Source organism: Elioraea sp. (genome assembly GCF_022842375.1).
Lineage (GTDB): Bacteria > Pseudomonadota > Alphaproteobacteria > Acetobacterales > Acetobacteraceae > Elioraea_A.
Genome location: NZ_JALHPR010000010.1, coordinates 81,506 through 102,397 on the forward strand (window position 1 = coordinate 81,506; position 20,892 = coordinate 102,397).

Here is a 20,892-nt window from a genome sequence, read left to right on the forward strand (position 1 = left end):
CCCGAGCAACAGACATGCCGCGCCGATGATCCGTCCCCGCATCCGGTTGTTCCCCCTGCCCTGGCCTGCCCCGCATGCGCCGGGGCAGGTGCATCAGCGCACGGATCCCGCCCGCGCTCCATCCGTTTCGGCGAAGCGACGATCAGTCGAGGATGACGCCGAACCGGGCCGCGAGGGCAGCGACCGCCGCACGGGGCCCGGGGGCGCGGGCGAAGGCGGCCCGCGCCTCCGCCATCCGCCCCGCCTTGGCGTGCAGCATGCCGATGATCTGCGCATTCGCCGCCGTGCCGCGCGCGTCATCCTCCGCCGCCAGGGCGGTGATCATCGCCTCCGGGCTCGCCCGCGCCGCGAACCAGGGCAGCGCGTGGTGCGCGAGGTCGGCTGCGATCCGTGCGCCGAGGGCTGCGTCATCGGTGTCGGGGCGAAGCGCGTAGGCCTGCCCCTCCTTGCCCCAGAGCGAGGCGATGGGGCGGACGACCGCGGGCATCCCCTCGGTGATCAGCGTGCGATAGGAGGGCCGCGCCGAGGAGAAGGGACCGAAGGCGATGCCGACGGCAAGGTCGAACGCTGCCTCGACCGGGGTGGCGAAGCGCGACACCTCGTGCGTCACCATGTCCGCCCGCACGCCCTCCATCCTGAGCGCGAGCGCCTTCGTCGTGCGGAAGCCAGCGGCCCGCAGCAGCGGGTGGATATCGCGGGCGAGCACCCCCTCGATCCGCGCGCGGAGATCGGCGGTGCGCGTTCCCACCAGCGCGGCACCGGCAGCATCGGACGCGGCCTGGGCGAGCGCATCGACCGTGACCGGCCCGCCCCCGATTGCGGAAAGCCCGGCAAGCCCGCCGGCGAGAGCGACCGTCCCGCCCGCCATCGGTGTTGCCCCGGCACGCGGCATGGCCGCAAAGGATGCGACCCCAGCGACGGCGCCGAGCAGCGTCAGCACGTGGTCGGCCGCGGCCTCCACCAACGAACGCGCCGCGCCGCCGCCCCAGGGAACGAACACGGCTTCGCCGCCGAGCGTGACGGCGAGGCCGCGCGCAGCACCCACCGCCTCGGCCAGCCTCACACCGTCGAGCACCAGCGTCGTGCCGCCATCGCCCGCCATGACGGCAGCGAGCCTCGCCTCGCGGAGCAGCGCGAGCACCGTCGTCGCATCACCCGCGTTCATGCGATGCCGAGGGACTGCATCCTCGCCTCGATGCCGGCAGCACCCGCCTCGTCACCGGCGCTGCGCAGCGCGGCGATGCCGCTGGTCAGCGCGCGCCGGCCGCGGGTTTCGCTGAACCCCTCCGTCGCCAGACTGGTCACGGCATTCTTGATCGCATCGATGTCGGTCAACGGCGACAGCGCGGCGAGCAGCTGGTCACCCGGTGCGTCCGGGATGCTGCCGACGGCAGCGGTGACGGAGCGCGGCATCGCATCGCCAGGCAGGTCGTAGGCAGAGCCGGTCGCATCCCTGTCGGCCGCCTCGGGGAAGGTCGCGCGCGCCACCGTATCCGCCGCGGCGGGAAGGCCGGGCGTCGAGAAGCCAAGCAGGGCGAGGATGCCGGCGGCGGATGCGCCCAGGGCCACCACCGAGGCGACGACACCGACCGTCGAGGTCCCGGCGGAGGGAGCCTCGGCCAGGATCGATGCGATGAGCGCGACGATTGCGACCACGAGGATGACGAGCAGCGCGAGCAGGGCAAGGACGCGGCTGTTCTCCTCGCCCCATTCCACGATGTCGCCGATCACGCCGCTGATCCAGCGCGCGACCGCGCGGCCGCCGGCGATGACGCCATCGATCAGCTCGTTCATCGTCTCGCGCAGCGCATCGAGCTGCTTCTTCAAGTCCTTCAACGCCTTCTTCAGCAACACGAGCCAGGCCGGGTTCAGCGTGCCGATGCCCGTGCACCAGTAGACGACGGCGCCAAGCGCATCGCCCTCGATCCAGAGCTGCTTCAGCGGGTCACCGGCAAAGGGTCCGAGCGCGATGCCGGTGCTGGTGAAGGAGGAGAGATTGAGCGGCAGCCCAGCCTTCGTCATCAGGCCGACGTCGGTATGGTAGGCGACGTCATCGGGGTCCACCGGGCCGCGCGCCATCGACTCGTCATGCCGCAGCACGTAGTGGGCGGCTTCCCTGGCAGCGACGGTCGAGCCCGTGGCGGTCGACTTGATCTCGCCGATCGACACGCTCGCCGAATTGTTGCGCCAGAGATCCGCATAGCCACGGGGAAGATGCGGGAACGAGGGAGCGCCCATGAACAGCTTGGTCGCACGCGGGATGCCCTTGGGCGGAATGCCGAGGCTCGAGGCGATCTGGCCATGCGCGATCGTGCCGGCGATCCATGGCGGAAGCGGAATGGTCCAGTTGTGGCAGTTGGTCGGCGTGCCATCATGCGTGCAGGCGCGCTGGAGCATCGCCCCGCCCTTCGCCTGCTGCGCGACGTGGACGAGCTCATGCGCCAGCAGCGCGCGGCCCGATGGCGTCTCGGGCGCATAGTGGCCATCGGCGAAGACGATGTCGCGCCCGACCGTGAAGGCCCGCGCGCCGACCGACCGCGCGGCGCGGTCAGCCCCCGCGCCGCGATGGATGCGCGCGGAGGCCGCCGCAGCCGAGAGCCCTGGTCCGACAGCTGCGCGCGACGCGCCATCGAGGCCATGCGAGGGGCTGGCAAGTCCCGCGTGAACGGCCGGCGGGGCGAGTGCGGGGGTTGCAGCCCCGGCCGCGGCGGCGCGGTGGAGCTTCTCCTCCTCCACCTCGCAGTCGGCGCAGGCCCGCTGCACGGCCGGCGGCGCGGCCATCACGGGGGGCGGCGCGGCTGCGCGGGCGAGAACGGTCTCGGCCACGGCTTCGGCCTCGCGCTCCGCCGCGTCGTTGGCCGGTGCGACGACGAGCGAAGCTGGCCGCGCCGGCGGGGCATGCCCGGTGACGGCCGGTGAAGCTGCCTGCCGCATTCCTCACTCCTCGCGAGCGCAATCATGACGCTCAGGCACCGACCATAGCACGCAACGGCGGCGGCCTCTACACAACCGCGTTCAGCGACCAGTCATACGCATCCTCGGCGATACGCGCTGCCGGCCCGAGACGTGCGGCAAGCGCAGGGCCCGCGTAGCGGCGGATATGCGCGACGGTCCCCTGGGCCCCGCCGAAATCCTCGGCGAACCACGTGTAGATGGAGGAGACGCGCAAGCCCCCGTCCGCCCGCACCGTGACGCCGCGCGGATGGTTCACGAAGGCGCTGGCGGCCGTCTCGAGCTCACGGTCGAGCGTCGCTGCCTCCCACGGCACGGGGCGGAGATTGGGGCAGCCATTCGCCGCGCAGTTGACCGCATAGTGAACGCGCGGATCGCGGAAGGTCGGGCGCATGATCACGTGCTCGATGTCGTCGAGCGAAAGCCTCCGCCCCTCCACCGTGACGAGCCTGGTACGCCACGGCCCGAACCAGCCCTTCGGGTCGAACGGCACGCCGCGCGACTTGATGTCCTTGATCGAGCCGACGGGGAAATGATCGAGCACCTCCTTCAGCGTCAGCGCGTTGTAGAGATTGGCCCAGAAGGCGAAGGCCTCGTCGCGTGCCATGCGCGAGGGCGTGCGCGCCGCCTCGCCCTCGATCCAGCGCGCGAGTGCCGCGCGGTCCTCCGCCAGCGCGGCCCACGCGGCATAGCGCACGCGGTTGATGCCATCCACGCCGACAACGACATGCCGGGCGAGAAGTGCCGCGAACACCTCAGCCGCCCGTGCGGGTCCAGCCAGCATCAGGGCGGGGGCGGCAAGCAGCACAGCGCGACGCGACATCATATGCTTTCTCCTCATGAACGTGCGAACCGGGCCTTGAGCGGGATCGCGGCCAGCGACAATGCCGCCAGGCCGACGAGTGCGCCGATCACGCGCGGGGTGAGCACCGCGCGCACATCGAACGCACCGCCGAGTGCGAGCACATCGCCAAGCCCCGCACCGGCGAGGGTGAACACCGCCGTCCCCGGCAGGATGCCGATGAACGTCGTCACCACGTAGGTGACGAGCTTCACGCCGACGAAGGCGGGAACGAGGTTCACCAGGAAGAAGGGAAAGATCGGCACGAGCCTGAGCACGAGCAGGTAGGACCCCGCGTTGCGGCGGATCGCCGCCGCCAGCGCCTCCGCCCTCGGCCCGAGCCTGGCCAGCGCATCCTCGCCGAAGATGGTTCGCGCGAGCAGGAACACCGCCGTCGCGCCGATCGTCGCGCCGACCACCGTCAGCGCCGTGCCAGCGACGGGCCCGAACAGGAACCCCCCGGAGAGGGTGAGGAACACCGCACCCGGAACGGAGAAGGCGACGGCCGCGACGTAGACGCCGACGAAGGCGAGCGCGGCCAGCGTCCAGTTCGCCGCGACGAAGCCCGTCAGCGTCTCGCGGTGCCGCGCGAGCGTGTCGAGCGAGAGATGATCCGCCAAGCCGCTCGCACGCAGCCCCGCGATCACCGCGATGATGCCGAGGACGATCCAGAGCCGCCGGTCCCGCAGAATGCGCATGGTCGTTTTCCTTACGGCAGGAAGCGCTGGAGCAGGCCGACGATGCGGCGCGTGCGCGCGCCGAACAGTGTCGGCGTGTAGAAGCGGCCGGCGGCGCGCTTGGAGATCTCGGCCATCGTCGGGTACGGCGCGAGCGACGACGCGACGGCGCCGATCGCAAGCTTCCGCTGGATCGCCAGCCCCCAGAGGCCGAGCATCTCGCCGGCCCGCGGTGCGACGATCGTGGCACCCAGGATGCGCCCGCGCTTGCCGAGCACCACCTTGATCAGCCCGTCCGTCTCACGCTCGGCCTGCGCGCGATCGTTGCCCGAAAGCTGCTCGACCAGCACCGAGACGTCGTGGCCCGCCTTGCGCGCCTCGGCCTCGGTCAGCCCGGCATGGGCGAGCTCAGGGTCGGTGTAGGTGACCCAGGGCAGGGCGGCGTAGTCGGTCTTCACCGGCAGGCCGAACAGCGCGCTGCGGATGACGAGCCCCGCGTGGTAGCCGGCGATGTGGGTGAATTGCGGCCCGCCCGCGACATCGCCGATCGCGAAGACGGCGCGGTTGCTGGTACGCAACCCCGCATCGACGGTGATGCCGCGCGGCGTATGGGCGATGCCCGCCTCCTCGAGGCCGAGGCCCGCCACGTTCGCCTTCCGCCCTGCCGCGACCAGCAGGTGGGTACCCGCGATGACGGCATCGCCGAGTGTCACCGCCACGCCATCGGCGCTGCGCGCGATGCCGGCGATCTTCGCCTGCTCGATGAGGGTGACGCCCTCCTCCACGAGCCGCGCGCGCACGACGGCGACCGCCTCCGGCTCGTCACGCACCAGGATCGTTCCGACATCGATCAGCGTCACCGCAGCGCCCAGCCTGCGGAAGGCCTGCGCCATCTCGATGCCGATCGGCCCGCCGCCGATCACGATGAGATGGCCGGGCCGCTCGGTCAGCCCGAACACGGTCTCGTTCGTCAGGAAGGGCGTGTCGGCCAGGCCCGGGATCGGCGGCACGGCGGCGGCGGAGCCGGTGGCAACAACGAAGCGGCGGGCGCGGATGCGCTCGCCCCCCGCCTCGACCTCGCCGGGGCCGGTGAAGCGCGCAGCGGCCTGGATGACGGTGACGCCAAGTCCCTCGAACCGCGCGACGCTGTCATGCGGGGCAATGGCGGCGATCACGCCATGCACATGCGCGTGCACCTGGCTGAAATCGATGTCCGGCTGAGGGCCGTTCACGCCGAACCGGCCACCGCCGCGCACCGCCGCCGCCGCATGCGCCGCGGCGATCAGCGCCTTGGAGGGAACGCACCCGGTGTTCAGGCAATCCCCGCCCATCAGGTGCTTCTCGACCAGCACCACAGCAGCGCCCATCTGCGCCGCCCCCGCCGCGACCGAAAGCCCACCGGAGCCAGCGCCGATGATGCAGAGATCGGCATTCAGCACGCCATCCTTCCGCCAGGGGCGCCGGCCGGGGGAGGTGGGGCTGGGTGTCGGGTCGGTCACGATGGTTCTCCGCCGGGGCCTGGCCCGGGCTGTGCGCGCGCTGTGTCAGCACAGGGTTCGCAGCCAGGGCGGCGGAGGTTACCAGACGATCTGACATCACGGCGCGCATGCGCCGCGCCGTCACACGCCGATCAGTCGTTCAAGAGCGCGTCGATCGCCGCTTGGGCAAGATCGTTGCCAACCTTCTCCGGGGCGGCACCGACCTCGGGCAGCGTGCTCATCAGCGCCTTCACCTCGAGCTTCGGCCCGGCGCCGCCCTCGGGCTCCGGCAGGAACTGCTCGAGCACAGACTCGACCTGCTGGAGATGCTGGATGGCGCGGCGGATGCGCTGTCCGGTGACGTCCTGGAAGCTGCACGCCTCGAAGATCGAGTTCACCCTGGCCGCAAGCACCGGCCCGGCCTTGGCATCGATGGTGCCGGCCTTGATCCAGGCCTCGACCGAGATCTGGATCTCCTCAGCCGCCTCCATGATCGTGTTGGCCGCGATCTCGGTCGCCTCGACCACCGCCTCGAGCTCGATGCCGCTGTTGCGCGTCTGCGCCGCCGGCACGGCGACCAGGCCCGCGACCGTGTCGTGCACGCGCTGAAGCTCGCGCGAGAGCTTCTCCTCGGTCATGTCGGTCAACTGAACATGCGCGTCGACCTCGGCCGACAGCTCGGCGATCCGGCGGTCGACGAAGCGGCGAAGATCGGAAAACAGCGGCTCGAGCTCGGCGCGGACGGCCGTGCGCAGCGTTCCCTCGAGGGTCTGGTCCATGCCCTGTTCCGCCTCCACGTTCATCCGCCTCGATCCTCAGGTGTTGCCGGCACGCGGACCCTGCCCGAGATGGGTGAAGACAGGATTACCGTGCCATGGCGGTTGCCCAGGCCACGGCAGGGCTGGCATCGTTGCCATGCAGGAATGGGCAGGGGAGGGCGCAGGATGCGCCGTGGCGTGGCAGGTCTGGGCGTGCTGATCGTGCTGGCGGCGCTGCCGGCCCATGATGCGCACGCCCAGGCACCGCGCGAGGCAAGCCCGCCGGAGCTCGTGTTCCGCTGGCTCGCCGACCTTTTCGGGCCCTATGCCGCGGCGGCGCTGATCTTCCTTGCGCTGCCCGCGGCGGGTTTCCTCGGCAAGTGGGTGTTCGACGAGGTGAAGGCCGCGAACGCCAAGCGGCGCGACTTCGTGGCGAAAACCTCCGACAAGGTGGTCGGCCTCGCCTGGGACCACTACTGGGCACTCGCCAACGCCACCGGCACGCTGGCGGGGCACCTCAACAACCATCTCAGGCTGGTCGATGCCCATCTCCTGGTGGTCTGGGACGATCCGAAGGCGATGCAGGAGCGGATGCGCGCAATCGCAGGCGACACCGAGGGCGAGAGCTTCGTCTCCTTCGTCAGGCTGCTGCATGCGTTCGAGCGGTTCCAGTTCCGCGGCAGCAACACCTATCTCCTGCCGCACCACGCCGCCGGCGAGGCGCTGCGCAGGCTGTACAACCGCTTCATCGGCAGCCTCGGCACGCAGATGGGCCGGTCGCTGACGCCGATCAGGCTTGCGATCGAGCGCAAGCTCGTGCCCGCGACCGGTCACGGCGAGGCAGCCAAGCCGCCAGATCTCGGCTCCGCCCAGTTCGAGACCAAGACGTGGTTCACCATCGGCGACCGGCTCGCCGCCGCCGACTGGAACGACGCCGAGCTGCAGGAGCGGCTCGACACAGCCCGCGCACGCTATCGCACTTGGCTCGCGACCGAGCCGGCGGCGGTGGCCGAGGCAGCCGACAGCCTGCACGCCTTCTCGCGGCTGCTCACGCATGAGCTCGCCGTGCTGCACGCCGTCTGGCACCACGATCGCGGGCCGATGGCGATGACCGACAGCTGGCGGCAGGTCGAGGCCGCCGTCGCCTCCCGCGCGTGGCCTGGGGTGCTGGATGACCGCGCGGCCGAGACGGTGCGGCGCGCGCGCTCGGTCTCGTCGTACTTCGCCCCGCTCGGCGGCATCGCAGAGGCGCCGCCGGCGGAGCGCACGCGCCAGGGCGGGGCGGCACCGGCGCAGCCAGGCCGCGGGCCGGAGCAGGATCGTATGCCCGGGCTGCCCAGCGCAGGGGGCGCGGGCTAGATGCGCTGGGCCAGGGCCATCGCCTTCCGGGTGCGGACGTCGCTTCTGCCCCGCCCGGGCACCGCGAGGCGCGACGCGGCGCGCGAGGAGGAGCGGCGCGCGATCGCCGCCTTCATCGCAGTGCCGCAGGGCAGCACCCTGCCGCGGGGCATCCGCCACGCCGCCGGCCTCTCCGGTACGCCGGGCATCGGCGAGGCGCTGGCCGGCCATGCGCTTGCCTTCGCCGGCGACCCTGTGGGCGCGGCCGAAGCGTTCTGGCGCGCCGCCAGAACCATCCCCGATGTCGAGGACGACACCAGCGACGAGACCCGCCAGAAGCGGCTCGCCAAGGCACTCGCGCTCATGATGCTCGCCCGCCACGCCGTGCGCGCTGGCCTCGCCGGGCAGCGCTGGACCGGGTTCGGCACGGCCGAGGAGATTGCGGCGGACGCTGTTGCCCGCCAGCCGCTGCTGCTGCACCTCCGCTTCGAGCAGGCGGAGCTGCTGCGCTCGCTCGGCCGCACCGATGCGGCGCTCGACGCGCTGGCCGCCGCCTGGCCGATCGCCGCCGACCAGGCCGCGCGCCTGCGCATCGGCGACGCGGCGGGCGAGATCGCCGCGCAATCGGGCGAGAGCGCGGCAATGGCGCGGGCAGAGCTGGACTTCATCTCACCATTGCTGGCGGATCGCCGCGACGATGGCCCCCCGATGCTGGCGGATCGCCGCGACGATGGCCCCCCGACGCCGCCGGCGAGTGACCGCGAGGCCGGCAACTGGGCCTGGGTGTTCGCCTTCCGCGCCGGCAAGCTCGCCCACACCGACGCCGATCTCATGACGGACGATACCGCCCGGGCGCGGCTTGCCGATCTCGCCGCACGCCGCTTCGCACGCTCCATCGCGCTGATGGACGCAGCCCAGGATGGCGTGCGGGCAGAGGACCGCGCCAATGTCGGCGACTGGCGGCGCCTCGCGCTGCGCATGGCGGCCGACACGGCGCTGGTGACGGCGAGGCCGCTCGCCGCCGCCCGCCGGCTGCGCTGGACAGGCGAGGCGGAGGACATCGCGATGGCCGACCGCCTGCGCGCCTGGGTCCGCAGCGGCAAGCCAGCGCGTTTCGCCCCCGTCGCCCTCCTCGCCAGGCCATACACCGCGCGGGCGGAGGCGAGCGCCGTCGCGGCGCTCACCCGCGCCACCGACCCAGGGCGCGACGAGGGGCGCGTCGCCCTCCCCCCCACGCCGGATGCGATCGCGATCGAGGCCGCCGATCCGCTGCTGGCGGAGAGAGCGATGGCGCAGCACCTGATCGGCCAGGCCAGCGATTCCGGAAACACGCCCTCCGTGCTCGGGCTCTATGTCAGGTTGCGCGAGACCTACCGCTTCGAGCTTCCTGTCGTTCCGCTGCGGAGAGTGGCAACCCAGCCCGTGCCCGGGCAGGTCACAATCCTGCTGCGCGGCCGCGCCGTGCACAGACTCATCGTGCCGGACGATGCACGCCTTGCCCTGAGCCCGCCCGAGGTTGTCGCGGCGGCAGGCTGCACGCCGCTGGCAGCGCCAGCCCCCACGATCAACGGCGTTGCTTGCGCCTGGGTCGGGCCGGGGCCTGTGCCAGAGACGCTCCTTCTCCTGCCCGCCGGCTTCGCCGTCCTCGGCGCGCTCGAGACGGCGGTGCTGCGCGCGATGCATCGCCTCACCGGGCTCGACGACGCAGACGCCGCGCTGCCCGACCTGCCCCACCACCTGCTGCCCGCTGCCCTCGTCGCGCTGCGCGCGCTGATGCGCGAGCGCACGCCAATCGGCGAGGCGATGGTCGCCGATCGGCTCCGCGCGCGGCTTGCCGCGGGCGAGGCGCCGGAGGAGATCGCCGCGCGCATTCGCACCCTGCCGGCGGTCTCGCCGTTGCTGTGGGGCAACGAGCCTGGCCGTGTTGCCGTCACGCTCCCGGCACGCCTCCAGGCCGCCGTCGAGAAACTCGGCCGCTCGCGGATGCCGCGCGCCCTCGCGACGCTGATCCACCAGGCTGTCACAGGCGCGATCGGGGCCAGCCCATCAGCCGTGCTGGTCGTGGCCACCGACACGATCCGGCGCCGCGTGCGCACGGCACTCACCGACACGCTGCCGGACGGCCAGCCCGACCTGCCGATCCTGACGGTCACGGAACGACGAGGCAGGCGATGACCAGCGGCGCCGCGCTGACCATTCTGCTGCCCGAGGACGCCCACGACTCCTGGGCCGCCATCATCCGCGCCATCGTCGGCAGCGCGGCAGAGGCGATGACCGAAGGGCTGGGCCTGCCGCCGCCCTCGCTCGTGGTGACACGGCAGGGCAGCGAGGTAGTGCTGCTCGCCGGCCCCTCGCGCCATGTGCTGCATGCGGCCCCGACGCCTGAGGCGATCGCGGAGGCAGCGCTTCACGCACTCTCCCTCGACCACTGGGAGGTGCTGTTGGCGCCAGCGCTCGCCGCCCGCGGCATCGGCGCGCGCTGGTGGCTCAGGCACGCGGCGCGGCGCGGGCTGACGATCGATGAACTCGCCGATCTGGCGCGCAACGATGCGTCGGAGGACGAGATCGCCTGGCGGCTGGCCGATACCTACCGGCCCACCATCACGCTGATGGCGGGCCGCGACGCGCGCGCGGCACTTTCCGACGCCGATGTCCGCCGCGGAGCAGCGATGCAGGCGGCCGCATTGACCGGCCTGCCGATCCCGTTCCCAGGCGAGCCGGTGGCCGACCCGTTGATCGAGGACCAGGCAGCCGTGGTGATGATCGGCGCGCTGCGCGGTCCGGCCCTGTCACCGACGGGGATCGGCACGGTGCTCGCCGCCCTCGCCCCCGCGCTGGTCGACCCCGCGCTGGCGGTCGCGCTCATGACCGACGAGGCGCGCATTCCGCGCCGCCTCGGCACGCTTGCGCTGGCCGCACCCGGCCCCGTCGCGGTAGCGCGCGCCATGCTCGGCGCATTTGAGAGCGCGCTCTGGCCGATCGACCTCGTGGCGGTGGTCGAGGCGGAAGCGGGGCTCGCGGCGCGTCAGTAATGCGTGCGGTCGAGCTTCGCGGTCCACGCCGCGTAGGCGGCGAGCGCCTCCTCGCGCAGCATCTGGCGCAGCGGGATCGCGCGCAGCGCTGCCGGCCTGCGGCCAAGCTCCGCGTCGATGAAGGCATCGTCGAAGCCCACCGCCGCCGCATCGGCCGCCGTCGAGGCATAGAAGACCCTCGCGGGGCGGGCCCAGTAGCTGGCGGCGAGGCACATCGGGCACGGCTCGCAGCTGGCGTAGATGTCGCAGCCCTCGAGCTGGTGCGAGCCAAGCCGCGCGCAGGCATCGCGGATCGCCACCACCTCGGCATGCGCCGTCGGGTCGTTGTCGCGCGTCACGCGGTTGGCACCACGGCCGACGATCACGCCGTTGCGCACCACGACGCAGCCGAACGGCCCGCCCCCCTCCGCCACCGAGGCGATCGAGAGCGCGATCGCCTCGCGCATCATCGCCGGATCGCCATCCGCGCCATCACGCTCCATCACGGCCTCCCTGCCAGCGTCGCGGCCACTCTCGCCTGAGTGCCGCGATCGGGTCGAGGGTCGCTGCGCGGCGGGCGGGATCAAACGAGAAGAACACCCCGACGAGGGCCGAGAACCCCACCGCGAGGCCGACGCCAGCCGGCTCGATCAGCACCGGCCAGCCGGCCGAGGCGGCGGCGAGATGCGCGCGCAGCGGGTTCGCCGCGATCGCCGACAGCGCGCTGGCAAAAGCCTCACCGATTCCCATCGCGCTGCGCCTTGCAGGCAACGCCGCGGCGGTCACGCCGCCTCGCTCGCCTCGCCGTCGGCGGGCGGCAGCGCGTCAAGCATCGCCGCCGCATCCTCCGGCACCTGCGCGCGGTCATCGACGAGGCGGCCATCACGGAAGCGCAACAGCCGCTGCGCGAAGCGCGCCATCTCCGGCTCATGCGTGACGAGCAGAATGGCAAGCCCGCCTCGGTTCAGCGCCTGGAACAGCGCCATGATCTCGAGCGAGGTGCGCGTGTCGAGCGCCCCCGTCGGCTCGTCGGCCAGCAGCAGGACGGGTTCGTTGACGATGGCGCGCGCGATCGCCACGCGCTGCTGCTGCCCGCCCGAAAGCTCGTTGGGCCGGTGGTGCATCCGCGCACCCAAGCCGACGCGCGCGAGAGCGAGTTCCGCGCGCTCGCGCCGCGCGCGGCGGCCGATGCCCGCATAGACCATGGGCAGTTCCACGTTTGCCCGCGCATCGGCGCGCGGCAGCAGGTTGAAGCCCTGGAACACGAAGCCGAGCTTGCGACTGCGCACGGCCGCCAGCGCATCGGCGGAAAGGCGCGACACATCCTCGCCATCGAGCCTGTAGGTGCCGCCGCTCGGCCGGTCGAGGCAGCCGATGAGATTGAGGAACGTGCTCTTGCCGCTGCCCGACGGCCCCATGACGGCGACGAAGGCGCCATGCGCGACCGCCACGCTCACCTCGCGCAGCGCCGGCACCGCGCCACCTCCGAGCGTGTAGCTGCGGGCGAGCCGGTCGGTCTCGATCAGCGGCGCGGGGTTCGGTTCGTCCATCGCTCAGAACCCGAAGCGCGGCACGAGGCCCGCGCCCTGCTGGCGCTGCGCCGGCGCACCGCGCGCGGCGCCGATGATCACGCGGGCGCCGGAGGCCAGCGCGCCGGCGACACCCTCCGTCACGCTGCCGTCGGCGATGCCGATGCGCAGCGGCACGGCGCCCGGCTTGCCCGCGTCGTCCAGCACATGCACCTGGCCGGTCTGGCCGCCCTCGTCCTGCTGCACCCGGCCACGTGCGCTGCGCAGCGCATCGGCAGCACCGGCCCCCTCGCGCAGCAGCGCGAGGCCGCCCAGTGCGGCGGCTGCGGTGAACCCGGCGGCGAGGACGAAGCGGACCGTCATGGCGCCACTCTACAGCGGCGGGTGTCACCGGCGCATGTCCCGCGCATGCCCGGCGCATGCCCGGCGCGTAACGGAGGGTAGCGCCGCCGGGGGCGCCCCCCCCCCGACGCTTCGGCAGCAACCGGCGCGGCGCGGCGGCCCACCGCAAGGGGCATGGATGGCGAACCCCACGCCGGAGCGACGCCCGATGCCACAGCACCCTCGCCTCCTCCCCCTGCTCGGCGGTGCCGCGGGGCTGCATGCCGGTGACCAGCTTGCCATGGCCGCGCTGCCCCTCGCCGCCATGCTCGCGCTGGGCGGCAACGCGCCGCTGGTGGGGCTCCTGCTCGCGGTTCAGGCCTCCGCCTGGCTCGTCTGCTCCCTCCCGGCGGGACTCGCGGTCGATCGGTTCGGGCGGGCGGGCGTGCTTCGGCTGGCAGCAACGCTCGCCGCGGCCGGCCTCTCGCTCGCCGCCCTCGGCGCTGTGCTGCGGCTGGCTGTGCTGCTCGCCGCGGGCGCATTCGCAGGCTCGGCCGGCACGGTGCTGTTCGTTCTCGCGGCAGGCTCTGCCGTGCCCGACCTCGTGGCGCGCGACAGGCTTGCTGCGGCCAATGCGAGGCTCGAGCTCGCGCGCGCCCTCGTCACGCTGGCCGCCCCGCCGATCGCAGGGCTGGCCGCCTCGCTCGGCAGGCCGGAGCTTGCGTTCGCCCTGGCGGCGCTGGCCGCCGGCGCGGCGCACATCGCACTCGCGCGCATGCCGGTGATCAAGCCCGCACCCGCGGCGCCGGGGCCTCGGCTTCGCGCAGCCCTTGTCGAAGGGGGCAGGTTCCTGCTGCGCGAGAAGCTGCTGCGGGGCATCGCGCTCTGCGCGGTGTTCTGGAACATGGGGTTCTTCGCGCTGCTGGCCGCCTTCGTTCCCCATGCGCTCGGCACGCTCGGGATGGGGGCGGCCGCGATTGGCCTCGCCCAGGGTGGATACGGTGCGGGCCTGCTTGCCGGGGCGATCGCGGCACCCTTGATGCTCGGTCGGTTCGGGCCGGCGCCGGTGCTGTTCGGCGGACCTGCCGTCTCGGTTCTCGCACCCATGCTGCTGCTCGGCGCCTCGCCTGGCGGCACGGCCCTGCCGCTCAGCCTCGCCGCGCTGTTCCTGATCGGCGCCGGGCCGATGATGTGGCTGATCTGCCAGCAGAGCATCCGCCAGGCGGTGACGCCCCGCCCGCTGCTCGGCCGCGTCGGGGCGGCGCTGCAGATGGCGATCTATGGCGTTCGCCCGGCGGGCGCGCTGGCCGGCGGCATGCTGGCAGAGGCGTGGGGGCCGCGGGCGGGCATCGCGCTCGCGCTCGTTCTGTTCCTGCTCTCGCTCGGTGCCGTGTGCGTCTCGGCCCTCGGCAGGCTCAGGCGGATGCCGGTGCCTGAGGGGCAGCGCGCGGGGGCTTGATCCACATCATGTGCTAAACCTGGGCGTTGCGGGAGTATGCCGCCAAGGGAGGGCCATCGATGTCACGCCTCTATACCGTCCAGATGCTGTTGGCCCGCAATCCGGGCTTCCCCGAAGGCTCGACCGAGCGTGGCTACGAGCTTCACCTGCCACTGACGGCGGATGGACACCTCGACACCGAGACCTGGAAGGCACGCAAGGCAGACTGCACCGTCCGCCGCTTCTGGCATGACGAGAGCGACAGGATCGGAGAGCTGATCCACGGCCGCCATGGCTGGGCGTTCAGCTACGAGCCTGGGGAGGCGGATGACGAGCCGCTGTTCAAGCTCGACGGCCACGTGTTCCGCCCGGGCGAGTACGTCACGGTTCGCGAAACCGATGGCGAGGCGCTGACCTTCAGGATCGTCAGCGTCCGCTGAGCCGCAGGATCGTCAGCGTCCGCTGAGGCGACCCAGACTGGCGCATCGCGTCAGGCGCGCAAATGCCTGCAGAATTGCAGGAAAGGGCAGAACCGATGCCCGTATTGCCCGGCCCGGTTGCACGAAATCATTAACCAAAAGTAAAAACTGCTTGTTTGCTCATACCAGTGAGCGGTATGCCCTGCTTTGCCGACAGGGCTCCGCCCATGCGGCACGGCCAACCGGGTCCGGTGCGGGCGTCTGCCCGTGCCGCGGTGGCGGCAGGAAGCCGCGCCCAACACAAGGGCGCCGGCAATGGTGCAGGTGCCGTCGGGCGTAAGAGGTGGGCGGCGACATGCAGTTGTCTCGTTGGCACGTGTCTCGCTGGATGCTGTTCGCAGGCACTGCGCTCTGCGCTCCCGGCGCGCACGCACAGGCACCCGCCCCCCACACGCTGCCGACCGGCGGGTCCGTGCTCGCCGGGCAGGCGAGCATCGCGGCCACCGCGCCGAACCGGCTGCAGGTGACGCAGGGCTCTGACCGCGCCGTCATCGGCTGGCAGTCCTTCTCCATCGGCTCCGCTGCCACGGTCGATATCCGCCAACCCGGGGCCGGCTCGGTCTCGGTGCAGCAGGTCCAGGGCAGCGACCCGAGCCGCATCTTCGGCCAGCTCTCCTCCAACGGACGCGTCGTCATCGCCAACCCGAACGGCATCTGGCTCGGGCCTGAGGCGCGGGTCGATGCCGCCGGCGTCGTCGCCGGCGCCGGGCGGATGTCGGGCCAGGCGATCGGCCAGTTCATGGCCGACGGCCAGGTGCGGCTTGACCAGGCCGCCACGCCCGGCGCCCAGGTGGTGAACGAGGGGCGCATCAGCGTGACGGGCGGCGGGCTCGCTGCCCTCGTCGGGCCGACAGCGCGCAACGCCGGCACGATCGAGGCCCGCCTCGGGCGCGTGCAGATCGCCGGTGGCGAGGCGGCGACAGTCGATTTCGACGGTGACGGGCTGATCGCGGTGCGCGCCGCCCCGGGCGCGCTCGCAGAGAACACGGGGCGGATCAGCGCAGATGGCGGCCGCGTGCGCATGACGGTGGCCGAGGCGAAGGGCGTGCTGGCCGGTGCCGTCAACATGGGCGGCGTGGTCGAGGCGCGGAGCATCGGAACCGATGCGGGCGGCATCACGTTGGGCGGCGTCCATGCCGAAGGGCCCGCCGTCACCGTCGCGGGGCGCGTCGATGTGTCGGGCGGGGCGGCGGGGCAGCGCGGCGGCAGTGTCGCGGTGCTGGGTGACCAGGTCACCGTGCGCCAGGGCGCGCGCGTCGACGCCTCGGGCGCGGACGGCGGCGGCAGCGTCCGCGTCGGCGGCGATGCGCGTGGTGCATCGGGAACGCGCGCGGCGCGCACCACGCGCGTGGAGCATGGCGTCACGCTTGCGGCCGACGCGACGGCCGCGGGCAACGGCGGCAGCGTCGTTCTCTGGGCAGACGAGGCGGTGAGCTTCGCCGGGCTGATCACCGCGCGCGGCGCCGGGGCTGGTGCTGGCGGATTCGCCGAAGTGTCGGGCCGGCTGGCGCTCGACTACGCCGGCACGACCGACCTGACCGCCGCGTCAGGACGCTGGGGCACGCTGCTGCTCGACCCGACCAACATCACCGTCGTCACCTCAGGCGGTACCAACACGGTTCCCTCGCCCGGCACGCCGGGCAACGTGAGCCTCAACGCGCCCGCCCTCGTCACCGCCCTCGGCACCGCGGACGTCGAGCTGGTGGCGACGAACAACATCGTCGTGAACGCCGCCTTCACCTGGGCGAGCGCCGGGACGCTGCGACTGACGGCAGGCAACAACATCACGCTGAGCCAGGCGGTGACGGCGACGGGTGCTGGCGGCCTCGTCGTGCGCGCCGATGCGGATGGCAGCGGGGTCGGAACGGCGAACCTGAATGCCGGGATCACGCTCGCCTCCGGCGCGTTGGACGCGCAAGGCGCCTCGGTCCGGGTCGGCGGTGGCGGCAACATCCGCGTGGGCACGACCACCGGCACGATCCGCCTCGCAGCGACGGCGGGTGACGTGCTGGTCGCGGGCACGAGCGCGCTGCGCAACACCCGCGTCGAGAGCGACAGCGGCGCGATCGCCGTCACGGCGAGCCAGGACGTGCTCGTGCGCGGCTCGGGCGGCAACGGCACCTGGTCACGCATCGCCGGTGGCGGCACCGTTTCGGTGTCGGCGGGGCGCGACGTCGAACTCAGGGCCGGGACAGGCGCGAACGGCGACAACTTCGCCCGCATCACCTCAGGCACGGGCATGACTGTCACGGCAGCACGCGACGTGATCGTCGGCACGGGAACGGGAGCGGGCGTTCCTGCCTTCAACCCAACGGGGACGAGCCTCGAGAACGCCGCGGGCACGCAGACGATCACCGCCGGTCGCAACCTCCTCGTCCAGGCCGGGGGCGCGCGGGCAGCAGCCGCCGTCACGAGCGGCGGGATGCAGGTGCTCGACATCGGCGGCAGGCTCGATGTCACCGCCAATGGCAGCGGCGCGATCGTCAGCGCTGGCGGCGGCCAGACCATCACGCGCGTCGGGGCGATCACCGTCACAGGCGGGGCGGCTGGGTTCGGGGCCAGCATCCTGAACACGGGCGGTGACCAGGCGATCACGGCCTCGCAGGCGCTGACGCTCACGGGCAACGCGGGCGGGGCGCGCATCGCCAACACCACCGGCAACCAGGCGGTCACGGCCCAGAGCATCGCGCTCGCCGCCAGCCCATCGGCCACCGTCGAGATCGCCAACGCCAACGGCGCGCAGACCATCGCCGCCACGGGCGGGCTGATCAGGCTCGTCGCCGCCGCGAACGCGCCCGCGCGCATCACCAACAGCGGCGGCGCGCAGGGCGTGTCGGCCGCAACCACGCTCGACCTCCTCGCCTCCACCGGCACGGGTGCGGCGTCGATCACCAACGCCGGCGGCGGGCAGACCGTGACGGCCGAGACATCGATCACCCTCTCCGGCAACGGTGCGGCCGCCTTCATCACCACCACGGGCGGGGCGCAGGACGTGACGACGACGGGCACGCTCACACTCGCCGCCGCTGCCGGGGCGACGCCGCTCGGCCTCTCCGAGACGACGCCGACGGCAGCACCAACGCCGGGCAGCGCATCGATCCAGTCGAACCCCGGCACCGCACCCGGCGTCGCGGCGGGGGCCGCGAACCAGACCGTCAGCGCAGGTGCGATCGCCTTCGCCGGCGCGGCGGGTGCGGCGGCGATCGGGCTGCAGGACTGGCGCGCGATCACCGACAGCCCGGGTGCCACGCCGCGCTACCAGTCGGTGCTTGCCGGCGGGACGCAGCTTTCGCTGGCGGGAAGCACGAGGGTGTTCGCCCTGCTGCCGCCGGCAGTCCCGCCCGTCGTTCCGCCGAGCGGCGGTGGCGAGGCGACGGTGGCCGCCTCCGGCATCAATGCCGACGTGAACGCCGTGCTCGCGCTGCGCGACACCACGCGGCAGGCCCAGGGGGCAGAGGCTCTCGCCGCCGGAACGGCCGGGTTCACACCCGCTGGCCTCGCCGAGACGCAGGGCTTCACGCCCGCCTCCGTCACGGTGGAGGGCGAGGACCCGGCGACGGTGTTCGCCAACACGGTGCTGGCGACGCGCGTCGATGGGCTGTTGCCGCCGCCGACGCAGTATTTCAGCGGCTATGTCGCGCCCCCCATCCTGCCCGTACGGTAGGCGCATGACGCACGCCGCATGACCCGCTCCGCATGAGCCGTGGCACAGCACCCAGAAGGGGTGCGCACAGGCGACGGGCGCTGGCCGTTGCCGCCGCCCTGCTCGTCGGTGCGCCCGCACTCGCGCAGCAGCAGCTTCCGGCGCGGATCGACCCCGCACGCCTGCCGGGCCAGGCGCCCACCCCCGCCCCCGCCCCCGCCACGGCCCCGCCGGCGACGGAGCTTCCCGCGCAACCACGCTCGGGCCCGCCTGCGGGGGCCGAGAACCTGCGCTTCACGCTGACCGAGCTCCGCATCGACGGCGCGACGGCCTTCACGGCCGAGCAGCTTCGGCCCCTCTACGCCGCACGCCTCGGCACCGAGATCTCGGTGGCTGACCTCTACGCGATGGCCGATGCGATCACGGAACGGTACCGCGCGGGCGGGTTCCTGATCAGCCGCGCGCTCGTGCCGGCGCAGCGCATCGACAACGGCGTCGCGCGGCTGCAGGTGGTCGAGGGGTTCGTCTCCGAGGTCGGGCTGGGGCCGACGCCCGACGCCGTCCTGCAGGCCCGTGCTGAACGTGCGGTGCTCGGCGCGCGGCCACTGACGCTGCGCGCCCTCGAACGCTCGATCCTGCTGCTGAACGACCTGCCCGGCGTGACGGCGCAAGGGCTGATCGAGCCCGCACCCGCAGGCCCCGTCGGCGCCGCCCGCCTCTCCGTCACGGCCGAGAGCGCGCGGGTGTGGCAAGGCTATGTCGCGGTCGACAACCGCGGCAGCCGCTATGTCGGGCCGTGGCAGGCGACGGTGGGGGGCTCCGTCTCCTCGGTCATCCGGGCCTATGACCGGGTGGCCTTCCGCGTCGTCGGCGCCTCGCCGCTGAAGGAACTCCGCTACGGCGAGATCGGGTACGAGACGCCGATCGGCGCCGATGGCTGGACGATCGCCGCCTCGGCCTTCGTCTCGCGCTCCGACCCCGGCTTCACGCTGTCGCGGTTCGACACGGCTGGCGAGTCCGAAGGCTTCAGCCTCGGCGCGTCCTATCCGATCATCCGCACGCGGGCCGAGAACCTGCGCATCAGCATCGCCTTCACCCCCTACAACAGCCGCAATGACCTGTTCGGGAGGCGTGACGTTTCGCCTGCGTACGAGGATGACATGCGCCCGCTGCGCGCGGCACTCGCCTACGACATCGCCGATGGCTGGGGCGGGCTCAACGGTGCGACGGTCGAACTCAGCCAGGGGCTGAACGCCATGGGCGCTTCGCCGGAGGGCCGCGCCAACCCCTCCCGCCCCGGTGCGCAGAGCGACTTCACCCGCCTGGTGGCGGAAGCGTCGCGGCTCCAGGACCTCGGCATGATCGCCGATGGGCTCGGGCTGCTCGCGCTCGTGCGCGGGCAGTGGGCATTCGGCAACCCGCTGGTCGCCGCCGAGCAGTTCGGCGTCGGCGGTGCACGGATCGGGCGCGGCTACGACCCCTCCGAGATCGCCGGCGACAACGGCGTCGCCGGCACGCTCGAGCTGCAATGGACCGCCGGCTTCGCACCCTCGCGCTACAGCTTCATGCGCGAGGCGACGATCCAGCCCTACCTGTTCTGGGATGCCGGCGTGGTGACGAACGCCAAGGGCGCCGACACGCCGTCAGCGAGCCTCGCCAGCACGGGGGCGGGTGTACGCCTCTGGCTCGGCGACGCCTTCGCCGCGGCGATCGAGGTGGCCAAGCCGCTGACGCGCGGCCTCGGCACCGAGGTGCTGTCGGGCAGCGACGGCAAGGACCCGCGGCTGTTCGTCTCCTCGGTGATCCGGTTCTGAGCCGCGCTTGCCGGGCGCGGCGCCCGGCCCCACCTCATCCGCATGGATCACATTGCCGAGCAGATCTTCGACGCATCCATGGCCCAGGCCCGCGAGAGCGGGTGGGACGCGCTGGCGCTTGACCGCGTGGCGGAAGGCCTCGGCATCCCGCTGGCCGACATTGCCCGCCGCTTCCCCGACGCGGATGCGATCGCCGACGCGCAATTCCGCCGCCTGCTGCGCGCCATGCTGGCCGACCCCGAGGAGGGGGCGGAGGCCTTCGCCGCGCTCTCGCCGCACCAGCGCGCCACCGCCGTGCTCTGGCGCTGGTTCTCGGCCGCGCAGCCTGACCGCCGTGTGGTGGCCGACATGCTGAAGGTGAAGGCCTGGCCGAGCCACCCCCACACCTGGGTGCCGATGGTGTTCAACCTCTCGCGGCTGATCCACTGGGTGAGGGCGGCGGCCCACCTGCACCGTGGCGGCATCGCCCGGATGGCCGAGGAGGTGGGGCTAACGGCGGCGTTCCTCGCCGCACTTGCCGCCTTCGCGGTGGATGGCACCGAGGATGCGGCGCGCACCCGCCGCGTGCTCGAGGGCGCGGTCGCGCGCGTTCCGCTCGGCTGACCCGCCGCGC

Annotated in this window: 18 protein-coding genes; 8 read left to right on the top strand and 10 right to left on the bottom strand. The window is 72.8% G+C overall.

Features of this window, described 5'->3' with window-relative positions; genetic code table 11:
- Positions 1-142: 142 nt before the first annotated feature.
- From Q0C38_RS10940 to Q0C38_RS10965, 6 genes are all read right to left on the bottom strand, one after another.
- Positions 143-1,165, bottom strand: a complete 1,023-nt coding sequence (locus tag Q0C38_RS10940; RefSeq protein ID WP_291297121.1) for a hypothetical protein — start codon at positions 1,163-1,165, stop codon at positions 143-145.
- Positions 1,162-2,934 (bottom strand): DUF4157 domain-containing protein, encoded by a 1,773-nt coding sequence (locus Q0C38_RS10945; protein WP_291297122.1) that lies wholly within the window; start codon positions 2,932-2,934, stop codon positions 1,162-1,164. Before Q0C38_RS10945 ends, Q0C38_RS10940 begins: the two co-directional genes overlap by 4 nt.
- A 67-nt stretch (positions 2,935-3,001) precedes the next feature.
- A complete protein-coding gene (locus tag Q0C38_RS10950) occupies positions 3,002-3,775 on the bottom strand; it encodes a DUF547 domain-containing protein (protein WP_291297123.1) in 774 nt (257 codons plus the stop codon).
- Positions 3,776-3,789: 14 nt separating this feature from the next.
- Positions 3,790-4,491: a TVP38/TMEM64 family protein gene (locus tag Q0C38_RS10955; RefSeq protein WP_291297124.1), complete on the bottom strand. Its 702-nt coding sequence runs from the start codon at positions 4,489-4,491 to the stop codon at positions 3,790-3,792.
- A gap of 11 nt (positions 4,492-4,502) precedes the next feature.
- The gene (locus Q0C38_RS10960) at positions 4,503-5,969 is read right to left on the bottom strand and encodes an NAD(P)/FAD-dependent oxidoreductase (RefSeq protein WP_291297125.1); all 1,467 of its coding nucleotides are present in this window, start codon (positions 5,967-5,969) and stop codon (positions 4,503-4,505) included.
- Between the two features lie 131 nt (positions 5,970-6,100).
- Positions 6,101-6,751 carry a hypothetical protein gene (locus tag Q0C38_RS10965; protein ID WP_291297126.1) on the bottom strand — a complete coding sequence of 217 codons (651 nt, stop codon included), beginning with the start codon at positions 6,749-6,751 and terminating at the stop codon, positions 6,101-6,103.
- A 153-nt stretch (positions 6,752-6,904) separates the two neighbouring features.
- Between Q0C38_RS10965 and Q0C38_RS10970 the strand changes: the two genes are divergently transcribed.
- From Q0C38_RS10970 to Q0C38_RS10980, 3 genes are read left to right on the top strand one after another with little or no spacing between them, the layout of a single operon-like run.
- Positions 6,905-8,065, top strand: a complete 1,161-nt coding sequence (locus tag Q0C38_RS10970; RefSeq protein WP_291297127.1) for a hypothetical protein — start codon at positions 6,905-6,907, stop codon at positions 8,063-8,065.
- Entirely contained in the window at positions 8,066-10,219 is a 2,154-nt protein-coding gene (locus tag Q0C38_RS10975) for a hypothetical protein (RefSeq protein ID WP_291297128.1), read from the top strand. It abuts the gene before it with no gap.
- A complete protein-coding gene (locus tag Q0C38_RS10980; protein ID WP_291297129.1) occupies positions 10,216-11,076 on the top strand; it encodes a hypothetical protein in 861 nt (286 codons plus the stop codon). Before Q0C38_RS10975 ends, Q0C38_RS10980 begins: the two co-directional genes overlap by 4 nt.
- Here Q0C38_RS10980 and Q0C38_RS10985 read toward each other — a convergent pair.
- The 4 genes from Q0C38_RS10985 to Q0C38_RS11000 are packed head-to-tail and all read right to left on the bottom strand — an operon-like array spanning position 11,070 to position 12,947.
- A complete protein-coding gene (locus Q0C38_RS10985; protein WP_291297130.1) occupies positions 11,070-11,558 on the bottom strand; it encodes a nucleoside deaminase in 489 nt (162 codons plus the stop codon). The two genes, Q0C38_RS10980 and Q0C38_RS10985, sit on opposite strands and share 7 nt — an antisense overlap.
- Entirely contained in the window at positions 11,548-11,805 is a 258-nt protein-coding gene (locus Q0C38_RS10990; protein ID WP_291297131.1) for an ABC transporter permease, read from the bottom strand. The genes Q0C38_RS10985 and Q0C38_RS10990 overlap by 11 nt, the downstream gene beginning before the upstream one ends.
- 32 nt (positions 11,806-11,837) lie before the next feature.
- The gene (locus Q0C38_RS10995) at positions 11,838-12,605 is read right to left on the bottom strand and encodes an ABC transporter ATP-binding protein (RefSeq protein ID WP_291297132.1); all 768 of its coding nucleotides are present in this window, start codon (positions 12,603-12,605) and stop codon (positions 11,838-11,840) included.
- A gap of 3 nt (positions 12,606-12,608) precedes the next feature.
- Positions 12,609-12,947: a hypothetical protein gene (locus Q0C38_RS11000; RefSeq protein WP_291297133.1), complete on the bottom strand. Its 339-nt coding sequence runs from the start codon at positions 12,945-12,947 to the stop codon at positions 12,609-12,611.
- Between the two features lie 187 nt (positions 12,948-13,134).
- On the opposite strand from Q0C38_RS11000, the gene Q0C38_RS11005 reads away from it, so the two are divergent.
- The 5 genes from Q0C38_RS11005 (at position 13,135) to Q0C38_RS11025 (ending at position 20,882) form a co-directional block, all read left to right on the top strand.
- Positions 13,135-14,364 (top strand): MFS transporter, encoded by a 1,230-nt coding sequence (locus Q0C38_RS11005; RefSeq protein ID WP_291297134.1) that lies wholly within the window; start codon positions 13,135-13,137, stop codon positions 14,362-14,364.
- Positions 14,365-14,423: 59 nt separating this feature from the next.
- Positions 14,424-14,783, top strand: coding sequence for a hypothetical protein (locus tag Q0C38_RS11010; protein ID WP_291297135.1), 360 nt, complete (start codon positions 14,424-14,426; stop codon positions 14,781-14,783).
- Between the two features lie 367 nt (positions 14,784-15,150).
- The gene (locus Q0C38_RS11015; protein WP_291297136.1) at positions 15,151-18,486 is read left to right on the top strand and encodes a filamentous hemagglutinin N-terminal domain-containing protein; all 3,336 of its coding nucleotides are present in this window, start codon (positions 15,151-15,153) and stop codon (positions 18,484-18,486) included.
- 32 nt (positions 18,487-18,518) lie between these two features.
- Positions 18,519-20,279 carry a ShlB/FhaC/HecB family hemolysin secretion/activation protein gene (locus Q0C38_RS11020; RefSeq protein WP_291297137.1) on the top strand — a complete coding sequence of 587 codons (1,761 nt, stop codon included), beginning with the start codon at positions 18,519-18,521 and terminating at the stop codon, positions 20,277-20,279.
- Positions 20,280-20,321: 42 nt separating this feature from the next.
- Positions 20,322-20,882, top strand: a complete 561-nt coding sequence (locus Q0C38_RS11025; RefSeq protein WP_291297138.1) for a hypothetical protein — start codon at positions 20,322-20,324, stop codon at positions 20,880-20,882.
- The last annotated feature ends 10 nt before the right edge of the window (positions 20,883-20,892 follow it).